At 66.7% G+C, this 25929-nt stretch carries 25 protein-coding genes; 16 read left to right on the top strand and 9 right to left on the bottom strand.

The annotated features are described in order from the left end of the window. Positions 1 to 57 precede the first annotated feature (57 nt). The 7 genes from GU920_RS06540 to GU920_RS06570 all read left to right on the top strand — a co-directional run bounded on the left by GU920_RS06540 (position 58) and on the right by GU920_RS06570 (position 7167). Positions 58 to 498 (top strand): GAF domain-containing protein, encoded by a 441-nt coding sequence (locus tag GU920_RS06540; RefSeq protein WP_161766120.1) that lies wholly within the window; start codon positions 58 to 60, stop codon positions 496 to 498. Between the two features lie 76 nt (positions 499 to 574). Continuing rightward, positions 575 to 1477, top strand: coding sequence for a LysR substrate-binding domain-containing protein (locus GU920_RS06545; protein WP_161766121.1), 903 nt, complete (start codon positions 575 to 577; stop codon positions 1475 to 1477). A 238-nt stretch (positions 1478 to 1715) separates the two neighbouring features. Further along, a complete protein-coding gene (locus GU920_RS06550) occupies positions 1716 to 2879 on the top strand; it encodes an ABC transporter substrate-binding protein (protein WP_235933096.1) in 1164 nt (387 codons plus the stop codon). 81 nt (positions 2880 to 2960) lie between these two features. Next, on the top strand, positions 2961 to 3968 hold the full coding sequence (locus tag GU920_RS06555) for an ABC transporter ATP-binding protein (protein ID WP_161766122.1): 1008 nt from the start codon (positions 2961 to 2963) through the stop codon (positions 3966 to 3968). After that, positions 3965 to 4909: an ABC transporter permease gene (locus GU920_RS06560; protein WP_101919528.1), complete on the top strand. Its 945-nt coding sequence runs from the start codon at positions 3965 to 3967 to the stop codon at positions 4907 to 4909. Before GU920_RS06555 ends, GU920_RS06560 begins: the two co-directional genes overlap by 4 nt. Continuing rightward, a complete protein-coding gene (locus tag GU920_RS06565; RefSeq protein WP_161766123.1) occupies positions 4899 to 5705 on the top strand; it encodes an ABC transporter permease in 807 nt (268 codons plus the stop codon). The genes GU920_RS06560 and GU920_RS06565 overlap by 11 nt, the downstream gene beginning before the upstream one ends. A 37-nt stretch (positions 5706 to 5742) precedes the next feature. Then, a complete protein-coding gene (locus GU920_RS06570; protein ID WP_161766558.1) occupies positions 5743 to 7167 on the top strand; it encodes a gamma-aminobutyraldehyde dehydrogenase in 1425 nt (474 codons plus the stop codon). Between the two features lie 97 nt (positions 7168 to 7264). Here the strand turns inward: GU920_RS06570 and GU920_RS06575 are convergent, their stop codons facing one another. Next, positions 7265 to 8407 carry a TIGR03862 family flavoprotein gene (locus GU920_RS06575; protein WP_161766124.1) on the bottom strand — a complete coding sequence of 381 codons (1143 nt, stop codon included), beginning with the start codon at positions 8405 to 8407 and terminating at the stop codon, positions 7265 to 7267. A 56-nt stretch (positions 8408 to 8463) separates the two neighbouring features. On the opposite strand from GU920_RS06575, the gene GU920_RS06580 reads away from it, so the two are divergent. Then, positions 8464 to 8754, top strand: coding sequence for an HNH endonuclease (locus GU920_RS06580; RefSeq protein WP_161766125.1), 291 nt, complete (start codon positions 8464 to 8466; stop codon positions 8752 to 8754). A 3-nt stretch (positions 8755 to 8757) separates the two neighbouring features. Here GU920_RS06580 and GU920_RS06585 read toward each other — a convergent pair whose 3' ends face one another. Beyond that, entirely contained in the window at positions 8758 to 9363 is a 606-nt protein-coding gene (locus GU920_RS06585) for an enoyl-CoA hydratase/isomerase family protein (RefSeq protein ID WP_161766126.1), read from the bottom strand. Further along, complete coding sequence (locus GU920_RS06590; protein ID WP_161766127.1) at positions 9360 to 10106, bottom strand: SDR family oxidoreductase; 747 nt, start codon at positions 10104 to 10106, stop codon at positions 9360 to 9362. The genes GU920_RS06585 and GU920_RS06590 overlap by 4 nt, the downstream gene beginning before the upstream one ends. 170 nt (positions 10107 to 10276) lie before the next feature. On the opposite strand from GU920_RS06590, the gene GU920_RS06595 reads away from it, so the two are divergent. The 3 genes from GU920_RS06595 (at position 10277) to GU920_RS06605 (ending at position 14110) form a co-directional block, all read left to right on the top strand. After that, a complete protein-coding gene (locus tag GU920_RS06595; RefSeq protein WP_161766128.1) occupies positions 10277 to 11824 on the top strand; it encodes a DUF2125 domain-containing protein in 1548 nt (515 codons plus the stop codon). Positions 11825 to 11979: 155 nt separating this feature from the next. Next, positions 11980 to 13323 carry a TldD/PmbA family protein gene (locus tag GU920_RS06600; protein ID WP_161766129.1) on the top strand — a complete coding sequence of 448 codons (1344 nt, stop codon included), beginning with the start codon at positions 11980 to 11982 and terminating at the stop codon, positions 13321 to 13323. 4 nt (positions 13324 to 13327) lie between these two features. Further along, complete coding sequence (locus tag GU920_RS06605; protein WP_161766559.1) at positions 13328 to 14110, top strand: 3'(2'),5'-bisphosphate nucleotidase CysQ; 783 nt, start codon at positions 13328 to 13330, stop codon at positions 14108 to 14110. Between the two features lie 48 nt (positions 14111 to 14158). Here GU920_RS06605 and GU920_RS06610 read toward each other — a convergent pair whose 3' ends face one another. Then, positions 14159 to 16588, bottom strand: coding sequence for a DEAD/DEAH box helicase (locus GU920_RS06610; RefSeq protein WP_161766130.1), 2430 nt, complete (start codon positions 16586 to 16588; stop codon positions 14159 to 14161). Between the two features lie 267 nt (positions 16589 to 16855). Here GU920_RS06610 and GU920_RS06615 point away from each other — a divergent pair, with 267 nt between their 5' ends. From GU920_RS06615 to lpxK, 3 genes are read left to right on the top strand one after another with little or no spacing between them, the layout of a single operon-like run. Continuing rightward, a complete protein-coding gene (locus tag GU920_RS06615; protein WP_161766131.1) occupies positions 16856 to 17101 on the top strand; it encodes a DUF4170 domain-containing protein in 246 nt (81 codons plus the stop codon). 14 nt (positions 17102 to 17115) lie between these two features. Beyond that, the gene (locus GU920_RS06620; protein WP_161766132.1) at positions 17116 to 18312 is read left to right on the top strand and encodes a 3-deoxy-D-manno-octulosonic acid transferase; all 1197 of its coding nucleotides are present in this window, start codon (positions 17116 to 17118) and stop codon (positions 18310 to 18312) included. Continuing rightward, entirely contained in the window at positions 18312 to 19301 is a 990-nt protein-coding gene (gene lpxK / locus GU920_RS06625) for a tetraacyldisaccharide 4'-kinase (RefSeq protein WP_161766133.1), read from the top strand. Before GU920_RS06620 ends, lpxK begins: the two co-directional genes overlap by 1 nt. Here lpxK and GU920_RS06630 read toward each other — a convergent pair. From GU920_RS06630 to GU920_RS06640, 3 genes are read right to left on the bottom strand one after another with little or no spacing between them, the layout of a single operon-like run. Continuing rightward, complete coding sequence (locus tag GU920_RS06630) at positions 19298 to 20425, bottom strand: CaiB/BaiF CoA transferase family protein (protein ID WP_161766134.1); 1128 nt, start codon at positions 20423 to 20425, stop codon at positions 19298 to 19300. The two genes, lpxK and GU920_RS06630, sit on opposite strands and share 4 nt — an antisense overlap. 1 nt (position 20426) lies before the next feature. Further along, a complete protein-coding gene (locus tag GU920_RS06635; RefSeq protein ID WP_161766135.1) occupies positions 20427 to 21062 on the bottom strand; it encodes a DsbA family protein in 636 nt (211 codons plus the stop codon). 14 nt (positions 21063 to 21076) lie between these two features. Then, positions 21077 to 21601, bottom strand: coding sequence for a DUF721 domain-containing protein (locus GU920_RS06640; RefSeq protein ID WP_161766136.1), 525 nt, complete (start codon positions 21599 to 21601; stop codon positions 21077 to 21079). A gap of 79 nt (positions 21602 to 21680) precedes the next feature. Between GU920_RS06640 and GU920_RS06645 the strand changes: the two genes are divergently transcribed. Further along, entirely contained in the window at positions 21681 to 22742 is a 1062-nt protein-coding gene (locus GU920_RS06645; protein WP_161766137.1) for an A/G-specific adenine glycosylase, read from the top strand. A gap of 70 nt (positions 22743 to 22812) precedes the next feature. After that, on the top strand, positions 22813 to 23937 hold the full coding sequence (locus GU920_RS06650; RefSeq protein ID WP_161766560.1) for an alkane 1-monooxygenase: 1125 nt from the start codon (positions 22813 to 22815) through the stop codon (positions 23935 to 23937). A gap of 15 nt (positions 23938 to 23952) precedes the next feature. On the opposite strand, the gene GU920_RS06655 is transcribed toward GU920_RS06650, so the two are convergent. After that, positions 23953 to 24576 (bottom strand): TetR/AcrR family transcriptional regulator, encoded by a 624-nt coding sequence (locus GU920_RS06655; protein WP_161766138.1) that lies wholly within the window; start codon positions 24574 to 24576, stop codon positions 23953 to 23955. A 225-nt stretch (positions 24577 to 24801) separates the two neighbouring features. Beyond that, on the bottom strand, positions 24802 to 25926 hold the full coding sequence (locus GU920_RS06660; protein ID WP_161766139.1) for a site-specific DNA-methyltransferase: 1125 nt from the start codon (positions 25924 to 25926) through the stop codon (positions 24802 to 24804). Positions 25927 to 25929: the final 3 nt, after the last annotated feature.

A 25929-nucleotide genomic window follows, 5' to 3' on the forward strand; every position in this document is an offset into this window, starting at 1 on the left:
CCCGACCCATGCCTCGCCGCCCTAGACAGGGACGCCCGCGCATGGCGTTATGGCGCCATGTCCGATGTCTTTCTCGCCCTGCAACAGGCCTGCACCGCGCTCGGGACGCGGCTCTTCACCATCACAACCCATGACCTGCCCCAGGCGCTCTTCCGCCGCGCCCACAGTTCGCACCCGGTGGAATATCCCACTCACGGGACCAAGCCGCTTCTCCGCGACGCGTGGTATGACCTCTGCATCCTTCAGGCGCGCCCCTTCATCGCCAATACGCCTCAGGCTTTCGCAACCGTCTTCTTCGATCACGCCCTGATCACATCCATGGGCCTCGGCTCGGCCGCCAACCTGCCCGTCGTCGCCGCCGGTGGCACCGTCCCCGGCACTGTCAACCTGCTGGCCGAAGCCCAGCACTTCACCCCCGCCCGCCTTGCCGCTTACACCACCCTTGTCGAACGGCATCGCCCCGCCCTTCTGTCCGACCCGTCCTTCATCTTGGCCTGAAATACCCCGCGTGGGTCCGGGGGCGCGCAGCCCCCGGGGGCCCGCCACCCCAAGGCAACGCCGCAGTCCGATCACCATGGCCTTCACCCTCCGCCAGTTGCAGTTCTTCGTCGCCGCCGCCGAGGCGGGCAGCGTCTCGGGCGCGGCGCGCGCCCTGTCCATCTCGCAATCCTCGGTGACCGAGGCCATCCGCACGCTCGAAGATGATCTGGGTGTCATCCTCTTCGACCGTCAGGCGCGCGGCCTTCTGATCACCCACAAGGGATCGGCCTTCCTGCGCCACGCCCGTCAGATTCTTGCCGATGTCGCCACCGCCCGCACCGCCTTCCGTGACGAATCCGAGGCCGCCACAGGACGGCTGTCGCTGGGCGTCACCTCGCTGGTGGCGGGCTATGTCCTGTCCGATATCCTGTCGCGCTTTCGCCGCGCCTTCCCGCAGGTCGATCTGAACGTGATCGAAGATAACGGCGACTACCTCCAGCACCTGCTGATCGGCGGGGAGCTTGATGTGGCCGTCCTGCTGACATCCTCGGTCAAGGATCGAATGGCGCTGCAGGTGGAAACCCTGCTCGTCTCGCCCTATCGGCTCTGGCTGCCGCTCGGCCATGCGCTTGCCCAGCAAGAGGCGATCGCGCTGGAGGAACTGGCCGGGTTGCCGCTGATCCAGTTGATGGTGGACGAGATCGAGGAAAGCACCCGCCGCCTGACCGCCGCCCTGCCCGTGAAGCCCGAGATTGCCTTCCGCACCCGTTCCGTCGAAGCCGTGCGCAGCCTTGTCGCCACGGGCGCCGGGTTGGCCATCCTGCCCAGCCTCGTCTACCGCCCCTGGTCGCTGGAAGGCGACCGGATCGAAATTCGCGATGTCGGCGGCGATCTGCCCACCGTGCAGGTGGGCCTCGCCTGGCGTCGTGGCGCCCCGCTCAGCGCGCCTGCGCTGAACTTCGTCCGCTCGGCCCAGACCAGCGTGCCCAACCGCTAGACCCTGCCAATCGGTAAAGGAAATCCCGCACCAGCGCCCGCTGCGTGCATACACTTTGCTGCACTACGCTGCTGCACCCGCTGCTGCACGGCCCTTGCGGGCCGCCAGCCATCGGAAAAACCGAATGCACCCATCAGCGTTTTGATATTGCGATTTATCGGCAGGGGCATACCGTTCACGACCATGACCGGAAAACCGGCTGACCGCGCCTGCGGTGCTCTCACAGGGAGACTTCTGGATGCTACTGAAAACGATGAAACTGACCGCCACCACCGCCCTCGGCCTGATCGTCGGCCTCACCCCTGCCCTTGCCCAGATGACCGAGGTCGGCGCGGGCGAAGGCGAACTCTCCATCGTCGCCTGGGCGGGCTATATCGAGCGCGGCGAAACCGATCCCGGCTTTGATTGGGTCACAAAGTTCGAAGAATCAACAGGTTGCAAGGTCAGCGTCAAGACGGCCAACACCTCGGATGAGATGGTCGCCCTGATGAACGAAGGCGGTTTCGACCTTGTCACCGCCTCGGGCGATGCGTCGCTGCGGCTGATCGCGGGTGGCCGGGTGCAGGAAATCAACAAGGACCTGATCCCGTCCTGGTCCACTATCGACCCGCGCCTTCAGGATGCCCCGTGGCACACCGTGGACGGCAAGCATTACGGCGTACCCTATATGTGGGGGCCGAACGTCCTGATGTACAACACTGAGGTGTTCAAGGAACCGCCCACCTCGTGGAACGTGGTCTTCGAAGAACAGACCCTTCCCGACGGCCAGTCGAACAAGGGCCGGGTGCAGGCTTATGATGGCCCGATCCACGTCGCCGATGCCGCGCAATACCTGATGTTCCACAAGCCGGAACTGGGCATCACCTCGCCCTACGAGTTGAACGAAGATCAGTACAAGGCCGCGCTCGACCTTTTGCGCGGCCAGCGCGAACTGGTCAGCCGCTACTGGCATGACGCCTTCATCCAGATCGACGATTTCAAGAACGAAGGCGTGGTCGCCTCCGGCTCCTGGCCGTTCCAGGTGAACCTGCTCAAGGCGGGCGGGGCGCCCGTCGCCTCGACCATCCCGCAGGAAGGTGCCACGGGCTGGGCCGATACGACGATGCTGCATGTCGATTCGGAACATCCGAACTGCGCCTATATGTGGTTCGAACATCAGCTGGCATCGAACCTGCAATCCGACCTGTCGGTCTGGTTCGGGGCGAACCCCTCGGTTCCCGCCGCCTGCACCGACGGGCGCGGCAAGCAGACCGCCGAGGGCTGCACCACCAACGGCATGGACGACTTTGAAAAGATCCGCTTCTGGACCACCCCGGTCGCTGACTGCGCGCAGGGCGAAGATACCTGCGTGCCCTATTATCGCTGGGTGTCCGACTATATCGGCGTTATCGGCGGCCGCTGACCGGCCCCTTCCCGACCAAGCAGGGTGCGCGCCCTTGCGCGCACCCTTCCCCTGCCTTTGCCTGTCGGAGCCCTCCCCTCCATGACCGCCGCTGTCGAATTCCTGAATGTTTCCCGCCATTTCGGCCCCGCCTCCGCCCCGGTAAAGGCGGTGGATGGCGTCGATCTGACCATCGCGGAAGGATCGTTCTTCGCCATGCTCGGCCCCTCTGGCTCTGGCAAGACAACCTGCCTGCGCCTGATTTCGGGGTTTGAAAAACCCACCGGCGGCACGATCCGCATCTTCGGGCAAGATGTGGGCGATATCCCCCCGAACCGGCGCAACGTGAACACGGTCTTTCAGGATTACGCGCTGTTTCCGCACATGAACGTGCGCGACAACGTGGGCTACGGCCTGATGGTCAAAGGCGTGGACCGCCGCACCCGCGATGCCCGCGCCGAAGAGATGCTGGCGCTGGTAAAGCTCGAAGGCTATGGCGACCGCAAACCCGCACAGCTTTCGGGCGGCCAGCGGCAGCGTGTGGCGCTGGCACGCGCCCTGGTGAACGAACCCAAGGTGCTGCTCCTCGACGAACCGCTCGGCGCGCTGGACCTGAAACTGCGCGAGGCGATGCAGGACGAACTCAAGGCCCTGCAATCCCGCCTCGGCATCACCTTCGTCTTCGTCACGCATGATCAGGGTGAGGCGCTCAGCATGGCCGACAGCCTTGCCGTCTTCAACGAAGGCCGCATTGCCCAGATCGGCACCCCGGCCGCAGTCTATGCCCACCCCCGCACCCGTTTCGTGGCCGATTTCGTGGGATCCTCCAACGTCCTGCCGCCCGAGGTGACGCGCGCATTCGGCGGGCCGATGAAATGGGCCTCGCTCCGCCCTGAAATGCTGCGCGTGACCGCCGCCGATGGCGTGGCGCTGGCAGGCACTGTGACCGGCATCCGCTACCTTGGCGCAGGCTCGCGCCTCTCCGTCGCGCTGAACGGCACGGAAGTGGCGGCCCTTCTGCCCGCGGGCCAGCCCGTGCCGGAACCGGGCGCGACCGTCGGCCTCGCCTTCGACCCTGCCGCGCTGCATGTGATGGAGGGCGAGGGATGACCTCCCCCACCCCCGCCATCCTGCCCGAACGCGGGCTGGCCGACCGGCTGACCGCGCTGTTCTGGCGGCACCCGCGCCTGTTGCTGGCCGTCCTCCTGACCCCGCCGCTCCTCTGGCTGGGGGTGGTCTATCTCGGCTCGCTTTTCGCGCTGCTGCTGCAATCCTTCTATTCGATCGACGAATTTTCCGGCGTGGTGAAAGAGGAATTCACGCTCAAGACCTATGCCGAGCTCTTCCGCGCCCAGAACCTCGACATCATCATCCGCACGCTGGTCATGTCCGCCGCCGTCACCATCGGCTGCGCGCTGATCGCCTTCCCCATCGCCTATTACGCCGCCCGCTTCGCGCGGGGGAAATGGAAGGCCGTCTTCTACCTTGGCGTCATGCTGCCGCTCTGGTCCTCCTACCTAGTCAAGGTCTATGCGTGGAAACTGATCCTTGCGAAGGAAGGGATCATCACCTGGGCCGCCGAAGGCGTGGGCCTGTCGATGATCCTGAACGCCATCCTCGCCATCCCGGGCATCGGCGGGAACAGCCTTTCCACCAGCCCGCTCGGCACCTTCATCGTCTTCGTCTATGTATGGCTGCCCTACATGATCCTGCCCATGCAGGCCGCGCTGGAACGCGTGCCCACCTCGATGCTGGAGGCGTCTGCCGACCTTGGCGCATCGCGGGCACAGACCTTCCGCACGGTGATCCTGCCCCTTGCCATGCCGGGCGTCATTGCCGGGTCGATCTTCACCTTCTCGCTGACGATGGGCGATTACATCATCCCGCAGATCGTCGGCACCTCGGCCCGTTTCATCGGGCTGGCGGTCTATCAGTTGCAGGGAACCGCCGGGAACATCCCGCTGGCCGCCGCCTTCGCCGTGGTCCCCATCGTGATCATGCTGATCTATCTGACCATCGCGAAACGGAAGGGGGCCTTCGATGCACTCTGACCGCGCCTCGCTGGGATTGAAGATCGCAGCCGTCGGGGGCCTTCTCTTCCTGCACCTGCCGATCCTTCTGATCTTCCTCTACGCCTTCACGACCGAGGACAAATCCTATCAGTTCCCGCCCCCCGGCCTGACCACAGAGTGGTTCGGCGTGGCCTGGAACCGCGAGGATATCTGGCCGCCCCTGTACCTGTCGCTCTGGGTCGCCACGATTGCCACCTTCCTCGCCATGATCCTCGGCACGCTGGTTTCTGCCGCCATGGCGCGCGCCTCCTTTTTCGGGCGCGAACAGATCAGCCTGCTGATCATCCTGCCCATCGCCCTGCCCGGCGTCATCACCGGCATGTCGCTGCGGTCGGCCTTCTCGATCATGGACATACCGTTTTCGACATGGACCATCATCCTCGGCCACGCGACCTTCTGCATCGTCATCGTCTATAACAACGCCGTCGCCCGCTTCCGCCGCCTGTCTGGCGGGATATTGGAGGCCTCTGCCGACCTTGGCGCCAACAGCTTCCAGACCTTCCGCTACGTTCTGCTGCCGAACCTCGGCACCGCCCTTCTGGCAGGCGGGATGCTCGCCTTCGCGCTGTCGTTTGACGAGGTGATCGTCACCACCTTCACCGCGGGCCAGCAAAGCACCCTGCCCATCTGGATGCTTCAGGAACTGGTCCGTCCGCGGCAGCGGCCTGTGACCAATGTGGTGGCCATCGTCGTCTTCACGGCCACCTTCGTTCCCATCCTCATCGCCTATTACCTGACCCGCGGCGGGTCCGAGACCGCCGGTGCGGGCAAATGACCAAAGGGAGGTCCCTATGGACAGTGCACTCATGACCATCGACACCCATCTCCTGATCGGGTCCAGCTTCGAAGCCGGGCAGGAGGCCAAGGAACAGATCCTCAACCCCCGCACCGGCGGCCTGATCCTTGAGGTGCCCGAAGCCTCCACGGCACAGGTGGACCGCGCCGTCGCCGCCGCCCGCAAGGCGTTCGAGACGTGGTCCCGCACCACCCCCGCCGAACGCGCCGCCGCCCTGCTGCGCATCGCCGACCGGGTGGAGGCCGAGGCAGACAGCTTCGCCGCGCTGGAGGCGCTGAACTGCGGCAAACCCATCAACGCCGCCCGCAATGACGAAATTCCCGCCATCGTGGATTGCTACCGCTTCTTTGCAGGCGCGGTGCGCTGCCAGCATGGCGCAGTGGCGGGCGAATACCTGTCCGGCCACACCTCCATGATCCGCCGCGATGCGATCGGCGTCATCGCCTCTATCGCGCCGTGGAACTATCCGCTGATGATGATGGCCTGGAAACTCGGCCCCGCCATCGGCGGCGGGAACACCGTGGTGTTCAAGCCCTCGGAACAAACCCCGCTGACCGCACTGAAGATGGCGCGGATCCTGGCGGAAGAATTGCCCGAAGGCGTGGTGAACATCGTCACCGGGCGCGGCCAGACCGTCGGCAACTACCTCATCAATCACCCGCAGGTGGACATGATCTCGCTCACCGGCGATGTGGCCACGGGCAGGAAGATGCTGGATGCCGCCGCCAAGACGGTGAAACGCACCCATCTGGAACTGGGCGGCAAGGCCCCTGTCATCGTCTTTGATGATGCCGATGTGGGCGAGGTGGTCGATGGCCTGCGCGCCTTTGGTTACTACAACGCCGGGCAGGACTGCACCGCCGCCTGCCGCATCTACGCCGGGAAAAAGGTCTATGACCGTCTGGTCGCCGACCTGACCTCGGCCGTCTCCACCATCGCCCTGGGCAACGAGGATGACAGCACCAACGAAATCGGCCCCCTGATTTCCCTCCGCCAGCGCGACCGCGTCGCCTCCTTCGTCAACCGCGCGCGCGAGGTGAACCATATCGAGATCACCACAGGGGGCGAAGTGATGGATCAGGGCTTCTACTACCGCCCCACCGTCATCGCCGGCGCGAAACAGGAAGACGAGATCGTCCGGCGCGAGGTCTTTGGTCCCGTCGTCTCCATCACCCCCTTCTCCGATGTGGATATGGCGGTGAACTGGGCCAATGACAGCGATTATGGCCTCGCCTCCTCGGTCTGGACCCGGGATGTGGGCCGTGCGATGGCGACCGCCGCGCGGCTGCGCTACGGCTGCACCTGGATCAACACGCATTTCATGCTGACCAACGAAATGCCCCATGGCGGGCTGAAACAGTCCGGCTATGGCAAGGACATGTCGGCCTATGCGCTGGAGGATTACACCGTCGTCCGCCATGTCATGATCAAGCACGGCTGATCGCAAGCTACGGGTTTCCGGGCCGTGATGAAGGCCGCCTCCTTCATCTTGGTGCCAAATACCCCGGGGGTCCGGGGGCTGGCCCCCGGCCGACGGTTCAGCCGCGTGCTGCCGCCCGCCCGGCCCAGCGCCCGGTCGCCCAGCAGGCGGTCAGCAGATAGCCCCCTGTCGGCGCCTCCCAGTCCAGCATCTCGCCGCAGGCAAAGACGCCGGGCAGGGCGCGCAGTTCCAGATCCTCGGTCAACGCGGCGCGGGTGATGCCGCCCGCGACCGAGATCGCCTCGTCCAGCGGACGGGGGCCGGTCAGCGGGATGGGCAGGGCCTTGATCGCTTCGCTGGTCGGAAGACCCCGCCCGAATTCCATCACCAGCGCGCTGGCCACGGGGGAAAGACCCAGCTTGCGCAGGCGATTGGACAAGGTTTCGGCGGGTTTCAGGCGGGCAAGGCGGGCCGCCAGGTCCGGCGCTGTGACATCTGGCATCAGGTCCAGCCGCAGGGATGCGCCGTCCCGCAGGTCACGGCTGACGGCATAGATGCCGCCGCCTTCCACACCCCTTTCGGACAGGACGAACTCCGCCCTGACCCGCCGATCCCCCACGATCAGCGCCGCGCCCTTCACGGGCTGGCCGAAGTGCCGGGGCATATGCGCCGACCACGCGACGCCAAAGCCCATATTGGCGGGCTTGAAGGGCGCGATTTCCACACCCCTGCCGCGCAGCCAGGGCACCCAGGCGGCATCCGACCCCAGCCGCGCCCAGCTTGCCCCGCCAAGCGCCAGAACCACCATGCGGGGGGACAGGGTGACAGGCCCGTCCGGCGTGTCAAAGCGCCAGCCCCCTTCTGCTAACCCGGTCCAGCGCCAGCGCAATCGCAGATCGACACCCGCCGCGCCCAGCCGCGCCAGCCAGGCGCGCAGCAGGGGCGAGGCCTTCATCACCGTGGGAAAGACCCGGCCGGATGTGCCGGTAAACACCTCCTGCCCCAAGGCGCGGCACCAGTCCTGCACCTGCGCGGGGCCGAATTCGGCCAGCATCGGCGCCAGCCAACCCGCGTCATAGGCGCGGGCGAAGATGTCGGCCGGTTCATCCTTGGTCACGTTCAGGCCGGACTTCCCGGCCATCAGGAACTTGCGCCCCGCCGTGGGCTTTGCCTCGCAGATCACGACATGGCGGCCAGCCGCGGCCAGTTCCTCTGCCGCCATCAACCCCGCAGGTCCGGCACCGATCACCAGCGCATCCATCTTGCCCCCGTCATCCCTTGCGCCATCCTTTGCCCGGAAAGCCGCGACAGGACAACATGGACCCGATCTGCCCGATCTGCCTGCGACCGATCCCGCCCGATGTGCCGCAGAGCCTGCACCACCTTGTGCCGAAGCTGAAAGGCGGGAAAGGCGGGCCGACGGTGATGGCCCACCACATCTGCCACAAAGAGATACACGCCCGCTTCACGGAAACCGAGCTTGCCCGGCAGTTCAACACCCCCGATGCGATCCGCGCCGATCCGCGGATGGAGGCGTTCCTGCGCTGGATCGCGAAGCGGCCACTGGGTTTCCTGTCCCGCGTGCCGGGCGGGCACCGCAAACGCTAGGGGTCAGAACATCGCCTTCATCCGGCGCACATGGCGCGGATCCGCGCCCAGCGCATCGGCGGCAAGGGCAAGCGCGCCGTCCACCGCATCTTCGGCAATCTGGTCGATCAGACCCCATTCAAGGGCGGTTTGCGCGCCGATGCGCTGCCCCGCCAGCAGGATCATCCTTGCCAGCGACGGGCCGATGAGCGCCGTCAGACGGGCGGGGTCCGACGGTTGCGGCAGGTAGCCGCGCTTCATCACCGGATAGAAGAATTCCGCCCCCGGCACCGCCACCCGCAGGTCGCAGGCCAGCGCCATGCCAAAGGCGCCGCCGGCCAGCGTGCCGTTCAGCGCGGCGATGGTCAGGCCGGGATAGGCCGCGATCCGGCGCGACAGGATCTCCCATTCCGGGGCATGGCCCAGACCCTGCGCCATGCCATCCAGATCCGCCCCGGCGGAAAAGACGCGGCCATGCGCTGTGATCACCAGCACCGCCACGCCGTCGGCGGCGGCTTGGGCCACCGCGCCATCCAGCATGGCCAGCATCTCCTGCGTCAGGGCGTTTGCTTTGTCGGCGCGGTCCAGCACCAGAAGACGCGCGCCACCCTGTTCCCGAACCGCGATCATGGGATCAGCCCGACCGCGCGGCGCACCGTTTCGTCGCGCAGGGAAATGTCGCGGCCCAGCCAGTCATCCGCCGCGGGGCCGCACATCCAGACCAGCGCGCGGGCCGGCCAATCAGCCGGGATATGGGTGGCAAAGTCGATCTGGCTGACAGGATTCACCCCGGATGCCTTGATCTTCACCTGCATGTCGGTGGCCACCGTCCCCGGCGATAGGCCAAGCACGCGGATGCCATGCGGCCCCTCTTCCAGATGGGCGGCCCGGGTCAGCATCAGGGCGCCCGCCTTTCCGGCGCAATAGGCGCTCCACCCTTCCAGCGGGTTGGTGGCCGCGCCGGAAGAGACGGTGATGATCGTGCCACCCCCTTGCGCCCGCATCACGGGCAGGACGGCGCGCATCCCGTGAAACACGCCCTTGAGGTTGATGTCGATGCTCTTGCCCCATGCATCCACATCCGCATCGGCCAGCCGGGCGATGGGTTCGATCACGCCGGCATTGTTCACCAGCACGTCAATGCGGCCAAAGCGGGCCTGCACCGTGCCGACCGCGGCCTGAACCGCGGCTGCATTCGCCACATCGCAGCCCAGCGCCATCACCTCCGGCCCCAGTTCATCGGCCAGGGCCGCGACTTGCGCCTCGGTCCGCGCCAAGGCGGCCACGCGCGCCCCTGCGGCGACGAAGGCCCGCACGGCAGCGGCGCCTATACCGCGGCTGGCCCCGGTGACGATGACAACCTTGCCATCCATCGAACTTCTCCCTTTCACAATTCCGGTCCGCGCAAAGGATCTGTGCGGCCTTCACAGTTTCGCCACTGTCTTAACGCATGCCAAGGCGGCGTTGGAAACCCTTGACCCCGCCCCACCGGGGGAGGATGCTCTTGGCGCAAAGATTTATTCGCATCTGAACGAGGTTGATTATGATCAGTCGCAGGCTGGCGGGCAGCACCGCCCTTGTCATGCTGTTGTCCACGCCGGCCCTTGCCGAGGTGACACCCGAGCAGGTTTGGGAAAACTGGCTGGCCTTCGCGAATGGCAGCGGCCAGACCGTGACCACTGAAAGCGTCGAACGCGACGGGGATACGCTGGTCGTCACCGGAATGACGATTGCGATTGACCAAGAGGGTGTCGTCGGTGGCGGGTCGATCGACGAGGTGCGCTTCCGCGACAATGGCGATGGCACCGTCGAGGTGACGATGTCCGAGACATATCCCTTCGAGATGACCTTCGACCCGCCCGAGGAAGATGGCGATCCGACCACGCTGACGATGGAAATCCGTCAGCCCGGGATGGTGATCACCGCCAGCGGGGATGCGGCGGAAACCGCCTATGATTACACCGCGCCCGAAATGACGGTGGCCCTGACCAGCATCGAAGGCGTGGAGGCCGAGGCCGTGGATGTGACGGCCGAAATCGCGCTGACCAACCTTACGGGCACATATCTGATGGCAGCCGCTGAAGGCGAACAGTCGCGCCTGACCTCGAACTTTGCTGCCGACAGTCTGACGCTCACGGCGGAAGGCACCGATCCCGACCCGTCGCCCGCCGAGGGTGAGGGCGGGCCGACCGGCCCTTCGACGCTGAAGCTGAACCTGACGATGGCCGATCTGACCGGCACGGGCAAAGGGACCTTCCTCGATTCGATGATGATGGCCGACATGTCCGCCGCGCTGAAAGCCGGATTTGCCAGCGAAGGCACCTTCAACAGCGGCGCGCTGACCTATGACATGGAGATCACGGATGCGACCGGCCTGACCAAGATCACCGGCGCGGGGGAAAGCAACACGCTGGTCTTTGCGATGGATGCCACCAAGCTTGCCTATTCGGGCGGGGCGACGGGCTTTAGCATGGCGATGTCGGCGCCGACCATTCCCTTCCCCGAGATGAAGCTGGCCTATCAGGAAGCATCCTTCGGGTTCCTGATGCCGGTCAGCGTGACGGAAGAGCCGCAGGATTTCTCGTTCCTGACTCGCATCGTCGATCTGACCGTGTCGGATGAGATCTGGGCGATGTTCGACCCGACCAATCAACTGCCCCGTGATCCGGCCACGCTGGTGATCGACACCAAGGGCAAGGCGAAGCTGCTGGTCGATATCATGGATCCGGCAGCGGTCGAGGCAGCGGGCGAGGCCCCGCCGGCCGAGTTGCACGCGCTCGACATTACCGCGTTGCAGGCCAAGATCGCGGGTGCGGAACTGACCGGCAATGGCGCGCTGACCTTCGACAACAGCGATCTAGTCACCTATGGCGGGATGCCTGCGCCCACGGGCAAGGTGGACCTGAAGCTGGTGGGTGGCAACACGCTGATGGACAAGCTGGTGGCGATGGGTCTGTTGCCGGAAGATCAGGTGATGGGCTTCCGCATGATGCTGTCGATGTTCGCCAATGCGACGGGCGAGGATGAGCTGACATCTACGCTGGAGTTCAAGGACGGCGGGTTCTTTGCCAACGGCCAGCAGTTGCAGTAACGCCTGCGGATCATGAACAGATAGCAAGGCCCCCGCTCCGGCGGGGGCCTTTTGCTTGGGGCGCGCGGGCCTGCGGCCCGGCGCGGGCGCCCTCTGCGCTTGCACTGACGGCTGCAGCGGACTACCTGCACAGGGCACCTGCCAGAGGACCGGCCATGACAGATATGCTTTCCAACCTGACCGACCGACTGCTCGACGCCGCCCGCAAGGCGGGGGCAGAGGCTGCGGATGCGCTGGCAGTGTCTGGCACGTCGCTGACGATCGACGTCCGGCAGGGCAAGCTGGAACAGGCCGAACGGGCAGAAGGCACCGAGATCGGGCTGCGCGTCCTGTTCGGGGGGCGGCAGGCCTGTGTTTCGGCCTCAGATATCTCGGACCGCACGATCACCGCATTGGCCGAGCGGGCCGTCGCCATGGCGCGCGAGGCACCCGATGACCCCTATGCCGGGCTGGCCGATCCGTCGCAGATTGCCCGCGACTGGGATCTTGCCGCGCTCGATCTGGCCGATCCGGCGCCGGAACCCGATGCCGCCGCGCTGGAGGCAGATTGCCGCGCGGTGGAGGCGGCGGCGCTGGCCGCACGCGGGATCACGCAGGTAGAGGCATCGGCGGGATATTCCCGCCGTGCCATGCATCTGGCCGCGACCAATGGCTTTTCGGGCGGCTATGCGCGCACCTCGCGATCGGTATCGGCGGTGGCCTTCACCGGCGAAGGCACGGGGATGGAGCGGGATTGGGCGGGCGAGGCGCGCACCTATCAATCCGATCTGCCGGGGGCCGAGGGGATCGGTGCGCTGGCCGCCGAACGGGCGCTGGCGCGGGCCGGGGCGGTAAAGCCGGTGACGGGCACCTATCCGGTGCTGTTCGATGAACGGGTGGCATCCTCGCTGATCGGGCATCTTCTGTCGGCCGTGAACGGGGCGGCGATTGCCCGGGGGGCAAGCTGGCTGCGCGATGCGATGGGGCAGCAGGTGCTGCCTGCCGGGCTGTCGGTGATCGAGGACCCGCACCGCGCGCGCATCTCATCGTCGCGCCCCTTCGATGGCGAAGGCCTGCCGACGCGGCGGCGGGCGATTGTCGAGGATGGCATCCTGACGGGCTGGACGCTGGACCTTGCCACTGCGCGCAAGCTGGGGCTGGCCAGCACGGGAAATGCCGCGCGGGGGACCAGTTCGCCCCCATCGCCCAGCACATCGAACATTGACCTGACGCAAGGGGCGGTCAGCCGCGCGGACCTGATCCGCGACATGGGGACAGGGCTTTACGTCACCTCGATGATCGGATCGACGATCAACCCGACGACGGGGGATTATTCGCGGGGTGCGGCGGGGTTCTGGGTGCAGAACGGCGTGATCTCGCATCCCGTGAACGAATGTACCATCGCGGGCAATCTGCGCGACATGCTGCTGCGTCTGGTGCCTGCGAATGACGCGCGGGCGCATCTGTCCACGCGGGTGCCGTCCTGCCTGATCGACGGGCTGACCCTTGCCGGTGCCTGATGCCGTGCCAGAGGATGACCTTGCCCTGCTGATCCGCGCGGCGCGCGAGGCCGGGCGGATCGCGCTGCGCTATTGGAAGCGGAACCCCCGGGTCTGGGACAAGGGCGACGAAGGGCCGGTGACCGAGGCGGATCATGCGGTGAATGACGCGCTGATCCGCACCCTGCGCGCGGCGCGGCCCGGCTATGGCTGGCTGTCGGAAGAGACGCCCGATGATGCAGACCGGCTGTCGCGCGAGGCGGTGTTCATCCTCGACCCGATCGACGGGACCCGCGCCTTCATCGCCGGTGAGGACAGTTTCAGCCATTCCTTGGCCGTGGCCCATCGGGGGCGGGTGACGGCGGGGGTGGTTTTCCTGCCCGCGCTGGACCGCATGTTTGCCGCCACGGCGGATGGTGCCGCCACGCTGAACGGGGCAGGGCTGCAGGCCAGCGCCATCGGCGGAACCGAAGGCGCCAATATCCTGACCCCCGCTGCCAACATGAAGCCCGAGTTCTGGCCCGGTGGCGTGCCCGAGGTGAAGCGCAGTTTCCGTGCCTCGGTCGCCTATCGGCTGGCGCTGGTGGGGCAAGGGCGGTTCGACGGGATGCTGAGCTTTCGGCAAGGCTGGGAATGGGACATCGCCGCGGGCAGTCTGATCGCCGCGCGGGCGGGGGCCGCGGTGACGGACCGGCATGGAAAGGCCCTGCGCTTCAACGCGCCGGTGCCAAAGGCGGATGGGCTGATCGCCGCCGCCCCGGCGCTGCACCGCGCGCTGCTGGACCGGCTGACGCCCCCTGCGGCATGAAGAAGGGCCGCCCCGGCGGGCGGCCCATCGACATGGTTTGGCAAGCGTTCACTTCTTCTTCGGCGGAACGAAACGCTTTGACGTGTCCTTCGGATCACCCTTGGGCGCGGCAGGTTTGGCACGCGCCGCGGGCTTTGCACCGCCACCGGGCTTGGCCCGGAAGGGGCGCTGTTCCGCGCCCTCTGCAGCGCGTGGCTTGTAGGCGGGTTTGCCGTCGCCCTTGGCCTTCCAGTCAGGCTTGGCCCCTGCCGCGCGCGGCGCGCGGGCGGGGGCATCGCCTTCGGCGCGCGGCTTGCGCGGGGCCCAGTCACCCTTGGGCTTGGCATCACCCTGCGCCGCGCCGTGCGACTTGAACCCTGCGGCGCGGGCGGGACGATCCGCCCCGGCATCGCCACCGTGGCTCTTGTAGCCGGCCGCGCGTGACGGGCGGTCGGGGCTGCCGCCGTGGGATTTGTAGCCCGCCGATTTCGGCGCCCCTTCCGCCTTCCAGCGCGGTTTGCGTTCTTCGGCGGGGCGATCCTCACGCGGGGCGTAGGGCTTGCGTTCACCGTCACCGCGCGGGGCATAGGGTTTGCGGGGGCCATCCTCGCGGGCGGCATAGGGCTTGCGGTCGCCGTCGCCGCGCGGGGCGTAGGGCTTGCGCGGGCCGTCTTCGCGGGCGGCATAGGGTTTGCGTGGGCGTTCCTCACGCGCGGCGGGGATGGGGGCAGAGGCATCGAGCGGCGACCATGCCGGTGCAGCCTCGGCGTCATCCTCGACCACGCGGGGCGGTTTGCCGGAATAGCTGGGCCGTTCGGCGCGCTCTTCGCGCACCGGTTTCGGCGTCACCCGACGCTCGGGCCGCTCGGCGCGGGCCGGGCGTTCGGGGCGGGCGGGACGTTCGGGGCGTTCCAGCGAGGGTTCGCCCTCCAGCCGTTCCATTATCAGGCCCGGTTCGATTTCCACCATCGCGCCAAAGCGCCCGGCCAGCGGTTCGGCGATCTGCACCAGCGTATGGTCCTGCTGCACCCGGATCGCGCCGATCCCATCCTTCGAGATGGAGCCGGTTTCGCAGATCTTGGGCAGAAGCCAGCGGGCCTCGGCCCGGCCGGTATGGCCGACCGAAAGGCGATACCAGACCGAGGGGCCGAACGCGCCCTTTTCGCGCTGCGGCAGGGCGGCGGGCGGCGGCAGGCTGTCGGACAGAACCTCAGGCGCGGAGCGGCCTTCGCGCCACAGCCGGATGAAGGCTGCGGCCACCTGTTCGGCGCCATACTGGCCCAGCAGGGTGGCGGCCATCTCGGCCTCGTCGCCCGGTTGCTGCGCAAGGGCGGGGTGTTCCATCAGGCGCAGGTCATCCTTGGCCTGCACCTCTTCGGCGCTGGGGGCCTTGCCCCATTCGGCCACAACCTTGGCGCCCTGCAGCAGGCGCTGTGCCTTGCGGAATTCGGCAGGCGGGACGACCAGCGCAGACACGCCCTTGCGCCCGGCGCGGCCCGTGCGGCCCGACCGGTGCAGCAGGGTTTCGGAGTTTGACGGCAGATCAGCATGGACCACCAGTTCCAGACCCGGCAGATCGATCCCGCGCGCGGCCACATCGGTGGCGATACAGACCCGCGCCCGACCATCGCGCAGGGCTTGCAGGGCGTGCATGCGTTCCTGCTGGCTGAGTTCACCCGAAAGCGCCACGGCCTGAAAGCCGCGGTTCGCCATGCGGGCGTAGAGGTGGTTCACATTCGCCCGCGTCTTGCAGAAGACGATGGCGGTCTGCGCCTCGTAGAACCGCAGGACGTTGAAGATCGCGTGTTCCTTGTCGCGCGCCTGCACCGACAGGGCGCGGTATTCGATATCGACATGCTGCTTCGCCTCGCCCTGCGCGGCGATGCGGAGGGCGTCCTTCTGGAAGGTGCCGGCCAGCTTTTCGATTTCCTTCGGCACGGTGGCCGAAAACATCAGCGTGCGCCGATCCTCGGCCGCGGCGGCGAGGATGAATTCCAGATCCTCGGCAAAGCCGAGATCCAGCATCTCGTCAGCCTCATCCAGCACCACGGCCTTGATGCCGGACAGATCGAGCGAGCCGCGTTCGATATGATCGCGCAGGCGGCCCGGGGTGCCCACCACGATATGCGCCCCCCGCTCCAGCGCGCGGCGTTCGTTGCGGTAATCCATGCCGCCCACGCAAGAGGCGAGGATGGCCCCCGCTTCGGCGTAGAGCCATTCGAATTCGCGCTGCACCTGTTGCGCCAGTTCCCGCGTGGGCGCCACGATCAGCGCAATCGGACGGTCGGCAAAGAGCAGGCGGTCATTGCCCGCCAGCACATCGGGCGCGATGGCAATGCCGAAGGCCACGGTCTTGCCCGAACCCGTCTGGGCCGAGACGAGAAGATCGCGTCCCGCGACCTCTTCGCTCAGCATGGCGGTCTGGACGGCCGTAAGGGTTTCATAGCCCTTGGCCGAAAGGGCCGCGGCCAGAGGCGCGGCAATCGTCGTATCGGTCATGTCATATCCTGAAGGGGCGGCGTGTTGCGCCCGTGAAGTACCTTGTGCCGGCACCTCATTCCCCTTCGCAGGACCGGCCTCCCAAAACCGCCGCCTGCCCCGGAATCGTCGGGCCGTAGGGCGGGGCATAGGGGAAAAGCGACCGGATGTATAGCAATGCTTTGCGGCAGCGCGCCAAAGACCCTGGCGGCGGTCCCTTGACCCGGCGGCCTGCGTCGCTACCCTGCGCGCGACTTTCACGACTCGCACCGATCGGAGCGGAGATCCATGACGCAGCGCCTGCACCTCGTCTTCGGTGGCGAACTGGTGACACCCGAGAAGAACGTCTTCCGGGATGTCAGCAAGATCCACATCGTCGGCATGTTCCCCGATTACGCCACGGCCTTCGCCGCCTGGAAGGCCGAGGCGCAGCGGACCGTGGACAATGCCCATATGCGCTATTTCATCGCGCATATTCACCGGCTGCGGGATGAGGAACAGGCCGGTTCCGCGACGGAAGCGCTGGGTCACTAAGCCCAAGCCAAAGAATGGCCTATTCCCTCGGCCTTACGCTTTACAATCTTGCGCACCGGCGCGAACCCGGGGCGGCGGTGGACCGGCCACCGCGCCCGGCAGGGCGGCTGGTGTGGCTGCATGCGCCGGGGCGCGATGCGGCGCGGTCGCTGTTGGAACTGGCCCGGCGGCTGGTTGAGGAAGACGCGGTTTCGGTCGTGCTGACCTGCCCTGATGCGCTGGCACCACGGCCGGGGGTGTTCATCCAGAAGCCACCCGCCGAGATGCCGCTGGAGGCGGCGGCGTTCCTCGATCACTGGCGGCCCGAACTGGCGGTGATGTCCGAAGGCGAATTGCGCCCCGCCCTGCTGCATGAAGCGGTGGAGCGCAAGCTGCCCCTTTTGATGGTGGGCGGGCGGAACCCCGGTTTCCTGAAGGAACGCGACGGGTGGTATCCCGGGCTGATGCGCGGGCTTCTCGGGGCCTTCCGCGCCGTGCTGACGCTGGACGAGGCATCGGCCCGGGCCTTCCGCAAGGCGGGCGCCCCGCCTTCGGTGGTGGAGGTGACGGGCAAGCTGGAAGAGGAAAGCGCCGCCCTGCCCTGCCTCGAGGCCGAGCGCGATGCCATGGCGCGGCAATTCGCGACACGCCCCGTCTGGCTTGCCGCGGCGCTGCCCGAGGCGGAAGAGGCCGCCGTGATCGCGGCGCATCGGGCGGCGCTGCGGCTGGCGCATCGGCTGTTGCTGATCGTGGTGCCGCAGGATCCGGCGCGCATCGCCCCCTTGGCCCATCGGATGGAAAAGGAAGAAGGCTGGACCGTGGCCCGCCGCGCCGAAGAGGAAGAGCCGGATGCCGAGACCGAGGTCTACATCGCAGATGCAGGGAACGAATACGGGCTTTGGTACCGGCTGGCGCCGATCACCTTCATGGGGGGCAGCCTGGCCGGGAACGGCTGTCTGCGTGATCCGCTGGAGGCGGCGGCGCTAGGATCGGCGATCCTGTACGGGCCACGACCGGGCGATTATGGCGTGACCTTCGGGCGGCTGGGCGCGGCGCGGGCGGCGCGGGCGGTTGGGTCGGCCACCGATCTGGCCGAAGCGCTGGCGGATCTGTTGTCGCCGGACCGGGCGGCGCGGCTGGCGCAGGCGGCTTGGGCCGTGGCGTCGGACGGGGCGGAAGTGACGGATCGCGTGATGGGCATGATCCGCCGCATCATGGATGGAGAAGGCTGATGCGGGCGCCGGGGTTCTGGTTCACGCCGCCCGACCGGCCTGCGCTAGCAGCGCGGCTGCTGGCGCCTCTGGGGGCCGTCTATGCGGCGGGAACGGCGCGGCGGCTGCGGGCGGCGGGGTATCGGGCGGGTGTCCCGGTGATCTGTGTGGGCAACCTGAATGTGGGCGGGACGGGCAAGACACCCACGGTGATCGCGCTGATCGAGAGGCTGGCCGCGCGTGGCGTGGCGGCGCATGTCGTGTCGCGCGGGCATGGCGGGCGGCTGGAGGGGCCGGTGCGGGTGGACGAACGCCGGCACGGGGCGGCGGAAGTGGGGGATGAGCCCCTGCTGCTGGCGGCCTTTGCGCCGGTCTGGGTGGCCAAGAACCGCGCGGCGGGCGCTCAGGCCGCCGAGGCGGCAGGGGCGCGGGTGATCCTGCTGGATGACGGGTTTCAGAACCCGTCGGTGCAAAAGGACCTGAGCCTGATCGTGGTGGATTCGCGGCAGGGGTTCGGGAACGGGCGCTGTTTGCCCGCAGGGCCACTGCGGGAACCGGTGGCGGTGGGCATGGCGCGGGCCGATCTTGTGCTGTCGATCGGGGATGCGGCGGCGCAGGCGGCGTTTACGGCGCAATGGGGGGCGACGGTCCGGGTGCCGCATCTTTCGGGGCAATTGATGCCGCTTCGGATGGGGATGGATTGGCAGGGACTGCGGGTGATCGCCTTTGCAGGGATCGGGCAACCCGAGAAGTTCTTTGCCACGCTGCGCGGCGAAGGGGCCGAGGTGATCCGCACCGTTCCGCTGGATGATCACCAGCCCCTGACCGATGCGCTGATGGCGCGGCTGGAGATCGAGGCGCGGGCCTTCAGCGCGCAACTGGTGACGACGGAGAAGGATGCCGTCCGCCTGCCTGCGGCGTTTCGGATGAAGGTGCTGACCCTGCCGGTCAGGCTGCGCCTTGCCGACCCGGCGCCGCTGGATGCGGCGCTGGCGCGGATCGGGGTTTAGCCCAGCACCTCGTCCTGATGTTCGCCCAGTTTCGGGGCGGGGCGATCCAGCGACAGGTCGGCATCGGAAAAGGTGAAGGGCGACCGCACGCCGGGGATGCCGCCCAGATCAAGCTGCATCTGGCGGGCGATGATCTGCGGATCGGCGAAAACCTCGGCCAGGTTGTTGATGGGGCCTGCGGGAACGCCGTTGTCTTCGCAGGCCTGCAGGAGATCGGCCTTCTTCCAGCGCAGGGTCGCGGCGGTGATCGCGGCGGTCAGCGGCACGCGGTTGCGGACGCGGTCCGCATTGGTCAGGTAATCGGGATGTTCGGCCATGCCATCAAGGCCAAGGATCGCGCAGAGCTTGCGGTATTGGCCATCGTTGCCGGTGGCAAGGATGATCCAGCCATCGGCGCAATCGAACACGGCATAGGGGGCAAGGTTGGGGTGGGCATTGCCCATCTTGGCCGGGGCCGTGCCGGTGGTGAGGTAGTTCATGTTCTGGTTGGCCATGATGGCGGTGGCCACATCCATAAGCGCCATGTCGATCTGCTGGCCTCGCCCTGTGACGCCGCGCTGGACCAGTGCGGCAAGGATGGCGGTGGCGGCATAGACGCCGGTGAACACATCGGTGACGGCGACACCCACCTTTTGCGGCTGGCCGTCGGGTTCGCCCGTCACGCTCATCAGCCCGGCAATGCCTTGGATGATGAAATCATAGCCCGCGCGGTGGGCATAGGGGCCGGTCTGGCCAAAGCCCGTGATAGAGCAATAGATCAGGCGGGGATTGATGGCCTGCAGGGACGGCCAGTCGAGGCCATACTTGGCCAGACCGCCCACCTTGAAATTCTCGATCACCACATCGGCATCGGCGATCAGGCGGCGCACCACCGCCTGCCCTTCGGCCGTGCGGAAATCGCAGGTGATGGATCGCTTGCCGCGATTGGTGGCGTGGAAATAGGCGGCAGAACGGTCGCCGTCCCGGTCGATGAAGGGGGGGCCCCAGCGGCGGGTGTCATCGCCTTCGGGCGCCTCGACCTTGATCACGTCGGCGCCCAGATCGGCCAGCGTCTGACCGGCCCAGGGGCCGGCCAGGATGCGCGCCAGTTCGATGACCCTGATGCCCTGAAGCGGCGCGGTCATCTTATTCGGCAAGCTGCGCGTCGATGATCGCCTTCATGTCATCGTAGGACATGTTGGAGTGCTTTTCGCCGTTGATGATGAAGGTGGGCGTGCCTTCGACCTGATCCGCGGCCATGTTCGCCTCGAAATGCGCGACCATGGCTTCGGCCTTGGCGCCGTCCTGCAGGCAGGCGTCCAGCGTGGCGTCATCCAGACCGGCAGTCTTGGCGATGGTGCGCAGGTTGCCGATCACCACATTCGGATCATCCGACGCGGCCCATTCCTGCTGCTGGTCAAAGATCATGTCGACGATGCCGAAATAGCGCATCTCGCCCCCGCAGCGGGCAACCATGGCGGCCCACAGACCGTAGCGGTCGAAATAGACCTCGCGATAGGTGAAGCGGACTTTGCCGGTATCGACATAATCGGCCTTGAGCTGCGGCCAGACATTGGCGTGGAAGGTCGCGCAATGGGGGCAGGTGAAGGAGGCGTATTCGGTGATCTGCACCTTGGCATCCGCCGGGCCGAGCGAGAAATCGGTGATCTCGACCGCAGTGGTCGTTTCCGGGGTGGTCGTTTCAGCCTCTTGGGCGGCGGCCGACAGCGGGAGAAGCCCGGCAAGGGCGATGGAGGCGGCTGCGGCGAGTGTCTTCAGCATCGGAATCTGCCTTTTCATGTTTTGCGGCGAGTTAAGATATTCTGGGCGAGGGCTTCAAGGGCGGCCTTGAGGCCCGGGTCGGCAATCGGCGCGGCGGAATCGCGCGCCTTGGCCATGACGTCGGGGCTGGGCGGGGGCGCGACCTTGGGCGCGGGGATGAATTCGGCCTGCCCTTCGGCAAAGCCGGTGGCGGCGGTCTGCGTCAGGCTGATGCGCGAGATGGCGCGATAGCCGTAGATGGCATTCACCTTTTCGATGATGCGGGGCAGTTGCATCTGCACCATCGGGGCATGGGCGGACGCGACAAGCAGCGTCAGCGTGGCGCCCATCCCTTCGCGGGTGTGGCCCATCTTTACCGGCCGGGTCATGCGGGCCAACTCCTCGCCCACCACATCGGGCCAGTGGGTCAGCAGGCGCGCCACGGCAAAGCCGCGGCTTTCGGTGGCGTTGCGGATGGGATCGCGCAGGAAGCCGGCGGCCGCCTCGAACCCGCGCATGCGGCGGGCAGGATCAGGAGGGGGGAGCGGCTTGCGGGTCATCTGGTCCTTCCGGCGTTGGCCGCTATTCTAGCCATGCGGGGCAGCGGTGCAAACCTGGGCGGAACAAAAGGCGTAAAGAATGCGTGACAGCGGTGAGAGCGACCTCTCAACCATCCTGCTGAACTGGTACGACCGTCACGCCCGGATCATGCCATGGCGCGTGCCCCCTGACCGCAAGCAGGCCGGGGAGCGGCCTGATCCCTATCGCGTCTGGCTGTCGGAGGTGATGCTGCAGCAGACCACGGTGGCGGCGGTGCGGGCCTATTTCCAGCGCTTCACGGATCGCTGGCCGACCGTGGCCGATCTGGCGGCGGCGGCGGATGGCGATGTGATGGGGGAATGGGCGGGACTGGGATACTATGCCCGGGCGCGGAACCTGCTGGCCTGTGCGCGGGCGGTGGTGCGCGATCATGGCGGGGTGTTTCCCGCAAACCGTGCAGGCCTGCTGGAGCTGCCGGGGATCGGCCCTTACACCGCGTCGGCCATTGCGGCGATTGCCTATGACGAGCCTGCCGTCGTGGTGGATGGCAATGTGGAACGGGTGATGGCGCGGCTGTGGCGGGTGGAGGAGCCGCTGCCCGGCGCCAAGACGGAACTGACGCGGCTTGCCGCTGTGCTGACACCCGTGGCGCGGCCGGGCGATTACGCGCAGGCGGTGATGGATCTGGGGGCAACGATCTGCACCCCGCGCAACCCCGCCTGCGGCATTTGCCCTTGGCGCGATCCGTGCCGGGCGCGGGCCGACGGCGTGCAGGCAACGCTGCCGCGCAAGGCCGAGAAGGCCGCCAAACCCGTGCGGCAGGGCGTGATCTGGGTGGCGCGGCGGGCGGATGGGGCGTGGCTGGCCGAGCGGCGGGCGGAACGGGGCCTGCTGGGCGGGATGCTGGGTTTTCCGGGCTCGGATTGGGACGGGGCCGGGGGCGCGGCGCCCCTGGCAGCCAACTGGGCCGAAGTGGGGGATGTGCGCCACACCTTCACCCATTTTCACCTGATCCTTCAGGTTCAGGTAACATCCGTGGCGCAGGATGCCGTTGCCTTGCGCGGCGAATTTCTTGCGCCCGCCGCCTTTCGGCCTGCGGACCTGCCGACGGTGATGCGCAAGGCGTTCGATCTGGCGAACAGCGCCCTTGCGCCGCCTTGAGGCGACTTGTCAGAAGGGTATGATGCAAGGGCGTATTGGTGATCTGGGTGAAGGAATGACGGCTGCGGCCATGACCATGACCAACCTTGTGCCGGCGCTGCCATTCTGGCTGTCGCTGGGGCTGGTGCCGATTGTCATCCTGGCCGCGCTCTGGGGCGGGTGGAGCCTGCTTCTGGTTCCGGCGGCCACGTGGTGGCTGTTCACCGTGCTGGACCGGCTGACCGGCAAGGAAGAACGCAACGCCGATCCGGCCACGCCCGAGGGGAGGCTGGGCTGGTACAAGGCCATCACGCTGATCTGGTTTCCGGTGCAGTTCGGGCTGCTGTGCTGGCTGCTGTGGTATGTCCCACGCGCCGCGCATCTGGGCGGGTTGGAGCGGATCGGGGTGTTCTTCGGGATGGGCGTCATCTCGGGCGCGGTGGGGATCAACTACAGCCATGAGCTGATGCACCAAAAATCACGGCTGGAACGCTGGCTGGCCGATCTGTTGCTGGCAAGCGTGATGTACAGCCATTTCCGATCCGAACATCTGCGGGTTCACCATATCTGGGTCGGCACGCCGCGCGACCCGGTGACAGCGCGGTATAATGAAGGATTCCACCGCTTTTTCCCGCGCGTTCTGGTGCAGTGCTTCCGTTCCGCGTGGAAGGCAGAGGTGGCGATGCTAGCCCGGCGCGGACGACCGTGGTGGGACCGGGCCAATCCCTATTGGCGCTATGCGGCGTTGCAGGGTGGGATGCTGCTGCTGGCGCTGATCTTGGGCGGCTGGACGGGGCTTGGGCTGTTCGTCGTGCAGGCCTTTGTGGCGATCTGGCAGCTGGAGCTGGTGAATTACATCGAACATTACGGCCTGACACGGCGGCATCTGGGCGACGGGCGGTATGAGCATGTGCTGCCGCGCCATTCGTGGAATGCGACCTACAAGGCTTCGAACTGGCTGCTGATCAACCTGCAGCGCCACTCCGACCACCATTACAAACCCGACCGCCGCTTTCCCCTGCTCCAGACCTACACCGAGGAAGAGGCGCCGCAATTGCCGATGGGCTATCCGGTGATGACGATCGCCGCCATGATCCCGCCTGTCTGGAAGCGGATCATGAACCCGCGGGTGAAAGCGTGGCGGCGGCGGTTCTATCCCGACATCACCGATTGGCACGCCTATAACAAGGCGTTGAACCCCACCCCGGGGCATTAACCGCGAGAAGCGGTGTCACGCGTCGGGGGCGTTCGCCTTGAGGAAAAGGCGCACGGCGCGGATGACATGGCGGCTGATCGTCTGGTCATCGGGCAGGGTGCCGCCGCAGAAGCGCCGCTCGATCGCATGGAAACCAAGCCAGAGCGCGAGAAGATCTTCGGCGGCACATTCAGGATCGTCCAGCGCGATCACGCCCTTCTCCTGTGCCTGCGACAAAAGTTGGGTGAGCATCGTGCGCACCTGCCCGGGCCCTGCTTCAAAGAAGCGCCGGCCGATATCGGGGTTGCGCTGCGCCTCGAGGCTTACGGCGCGGTCGAGGGCGAGGTGGCAGGGCTGGGTCAGCATGTCGATCAGGGCCATGCCGAACCGGGTGAGCGTGTCTTCCAGCCCGCTGCCGCTGGGCGCCTGGCAGAGCGATTGCTTCAGACGTTCGGTTTCGCGCTGGACGATGGAATCGAAGATCGTCGCCTTGTCGCCGAAATGGCCATAGACGGTGACCTTGGAGACGCCTGAACGCGCGGCGATCGCCTCGATGGGCACACCGTCGACGCCACGCTCTGCGAAAAGGGCCTGAGCGGCGTCGAGGATGGCCTCGCGCTTTTCAAGATCCTTGGGTCGGCCTGGCGACCGGAGCGTCATGTCAGCATCCCCGCACGGCTTGGGTTCCGTAGGGCAGGAAGCTACGCGGGGAACGATCCCTTCACAAGGGACCGACGGCGGCCCTTTCGTGCGGGGTGAGGGTGCGGGCGCCGTGGCCCGTGCTGCGCCTGAAAAGGAAAAGACCCCGCCATGACAAGCATGGCGGGGCAGTGGCACCGCGGGCGGACCACGGTGCAGGCGTAACCTTTGGCGATGCGGGTGGGATCAGTGCGGGCGGCCCTGATCGGCCTCCATCTCGGCGCGGATCTGCTGGCGCAGGATGTCGATGGGGATCATCTTGCCGTCGCGCTTGAAGTGCCAGTAGGTCCAGCCGTTGCAGGACGGCGCGCCTTCGTAATGCGCGCCCACCTGATGGATGGACCCCTTGATATCATTGCCGATCAGGGTGCCATCGGCGCGGACCTTGGCCTTGTAGCGGTTGCCGATGGAGAAAAGCTCCTCTCCCGGGCGGAGCATCCCGCGTTCGACCACCTGACCGAAGGGAACACGCGGTTCGGCGCGTTTGGAGCCGGTGATTTCAAGGGCAGAGGCATCGAACTTGCGGATGCGGGCGATGCGGTCTGCGGCGGCGCGGCGGTAGGCCTCTTCGCGTTCGATGCCGATGAAATCGCGGCCCAGCATCTTGGCCACGGCGCCGGTGGTGCCGGTGCCGAAGAAGGGATCAAGGATCACGTCGCCCGGATTGGTGGTGGCGATCAGGATGCGGTGCAAAAGCGCCTCCGGCTTTTGGGTGGGATGGGCCTTGTCGCCGTTTTCGTCCTTTAGCCGTTCATGCCCGGTGCAGAGCGGGATGACCCAGTCCGACCGCATCTGCACGCCTTCGTTCAGCGCCTTAAGCGCTTCGTAGTTGAAGGTGTATTTGGCGGCCTCATCCCGGCTGGCCCAGATCAGGGTTTCGTGGGCGTTGGTCAGGCGCTTGCCCTTGAAATTGGGCATGGGGTTCGACTTGCGCCAGATCACATCGTTCAGCATCCAGAAGCCCGCATCCTGCAGCGCGGTGCCGACGCGGAAGATGTTGTGATAGCTGCCGATCACCCAGATCGCGCCATTGGGTTTGAGCAGGCGGCGCGCGGCGGCAAGCCAATCACGGGTGAACTGGTCATAGGCGGCGAAGCTGCTGAACTGATCCCAATGGTCATCGACGGCATCGACGCGGGAATTGTCAGGGCGATGAAGATCGCCCTTGAGTTGCAGGTTGTAGGGCGGATCGGCGAAGATCAGGTCGATGGAGCCTGCGGGCAGGCTGTTCATCATCTCGATGCAATCGCCGGCAAGAATCTGGTTCAGCGGCAGCGATGCCGCCTCGGACGGGGTCGATCTGGTCTTCATCTC

The organism is Paragemmobacter ruber (genome assembly GCF_009908315.1).
Classification (GTDB): domain Bacteria; phylum Pseudomonadota; class Alphaproteobacteria; order Rhodobacterales; family Rhodobacteraceae; genus Paragemmobacter; species Paragemmobacter ruber.

Excerpts from the sequence above, each read along its gene's own strand:
- GU920_RS06550 (WP_235933096.1), top strand. The coding sequence starts at position 1,716 with ATGCTACTGAAAACGATGAAACTGACCGCCACCACCGCCCTCGGCCTG.
- GU920_RS06630 (WP_161766134.1), bottom strand. The coding sequence starts at position 20,425 with ATGACCGCGCCGCTTCAGGGCATCAGGGTCATCGAACTGGCGCGCATC.
- GU920_RS06660 (WP_161766139.1), bottom strand. The coding sequence starts at position 25,926 with ATGAAGACCAGATCGACCCCGTCCGAGGCGGCATCGCTGCCGCTGAAC.
- lpxK (WP_161766133.1), top strand. The coding sequence starts at position 18,312 with ATGCGGGCGCCGGGGTTCTGGTTCACGCCGCCCGACCGGCCTGCGCTA.
- GU920_RS06650 (WP_161766560.1), top strand. The coding sequence starts at position 22,813 with ATGACCATGACCAACCTTGTGCCGGCGCTGCCATTCTGGCTGTCGCTG.
- GU920_RS06610 (WP_161766130.1), bottom strand. The coding sequence starts at position 16,588 with ATGACCGATACGACGATTGCCGCGCCTCTGGCCGCGGCCCTTTCGGCC.
- GU920_RS06645 (WP_161766137.1), top strand. The coding sequence starts at position 21,681 with ATGCGTGACAGCGGTGAGAGCGACCTCTCAACCATCCTGCTGAACTGG.
- GU920_RS06620 (WP_161766132.1), top strand. The coding sequence starts at position 17,116 with ATGGCCTATTCCCTCGGCCTTACGCTTTACAATCTTGCGCACCGGCGC.
- GU920_RS06590 (WP_161766127.1), bottom strand. The coding sequence starts at position 10,106 with ATGGATGGCAAGGTTGTCATCGTCACCGGGGCCAGCCGCGGTATAGGC.
- GU920_RS06540 (WP_161766120.1), top strand. The coding sequence starts at position 58 with ATGTCCGATGTCTTTCTCGCCCTGCAACAGGCCTGCACCGCGCTCGGG.
- GU920_RS06575 (WP_161766124.1), bottom strand. The coding sequence starts at position 8,407 with ATGGATGCGCTGGTGATCGGTGCCGGACCTGCGGGGTTGATGGCGGCA.
- GU920_RS06635 (WP_161766135.1), bottom strand. The coding sequence starts at position 21,062 with ATGCTGAAGACACTCGCCGCAGCCGCCTCCATCGCCCTTGCCGGGCTT.
- GU920_RS06595 (WP_161766128.1), top strand. The coding sequence starts at position 10,277 with ATGATCAGTCGCAGGCTGGCGGGCAGCACCGCCCTTGTCATGCTGTTG.
- GU920_RS06555 (WP_161766122.1), top strand. The coding sequence starts at position 2,961 with ATGACCGCCGCTGTCGAATTCCTGAATGTTTCCCGCCATTTCGGCCCC.
- GU920_RS06545 (WP_161766121.1), top strand. The coding sequence starts at position 575 with ATGGCCTTCACCCTCCGCCAGTTGCAGTTCTTCGTCGCCGCCGCCGAG.
- GU920_RS06640 (WP_161766136.1), bottom strand. The coding sequence starts at position 21,601 with ATGACCCGCAAGCCGCTCCCCCCTCCTGATCCTGCCCGCCGCATGCGC.
- GU920_RS06565 (WP_161766123.1), top strand. The coding sequence starts at position 4,899 with ATGCACTCTGACCGCGCCTCGCTGGGATTGAAGATCGCAGCCGTCGGG.
- GU920_RS06615 (WP_161766131.1), top strand. The coding sequence starts at position 16,856 with ATGACGCAGCGCCTGCACCTCGTCTTCGGTGGCGAACTGGTGACACCC.
- GU920_RS06655 (WP_161766138.1), bottom strand. The coding sequence starts at position 24,576 with ATGACGCTCCGGTCGCCAGGCCGACCCAAGGATCTTGAAAAGCGCGAG.
- GU920_RS06560 (WP_101919528.1), top strand. The coding sequence starts at position 3,965 with ATGACCTCCCCCACCCCCGCCATCCTGCCCGAACGCGGGCTGGCCGAC.
- GU920_RS06585 (WP_161766126.1), bottom strand. The coding sequence starts at position 9,363 with ATGATCGCGGTTCGGGAACAGGGTGGCGCGCGTCTTCTGGTGCTGGAC.
- GU920_RS06600 (WP_161766129.1), top strand. The coding sequence starts at position 11,980 with ATGACAGATATGCTTTCCAACCTGACCGACCGACTGCTCGACGCCGCC.
- GU920_RS06580 (WP_161766125.1), top strand. The coding sequence starts at position 8,464 with ATGGACCCGATCTGCCCGATCTGCCTGCGACCGATCCCGCCCGATGTG.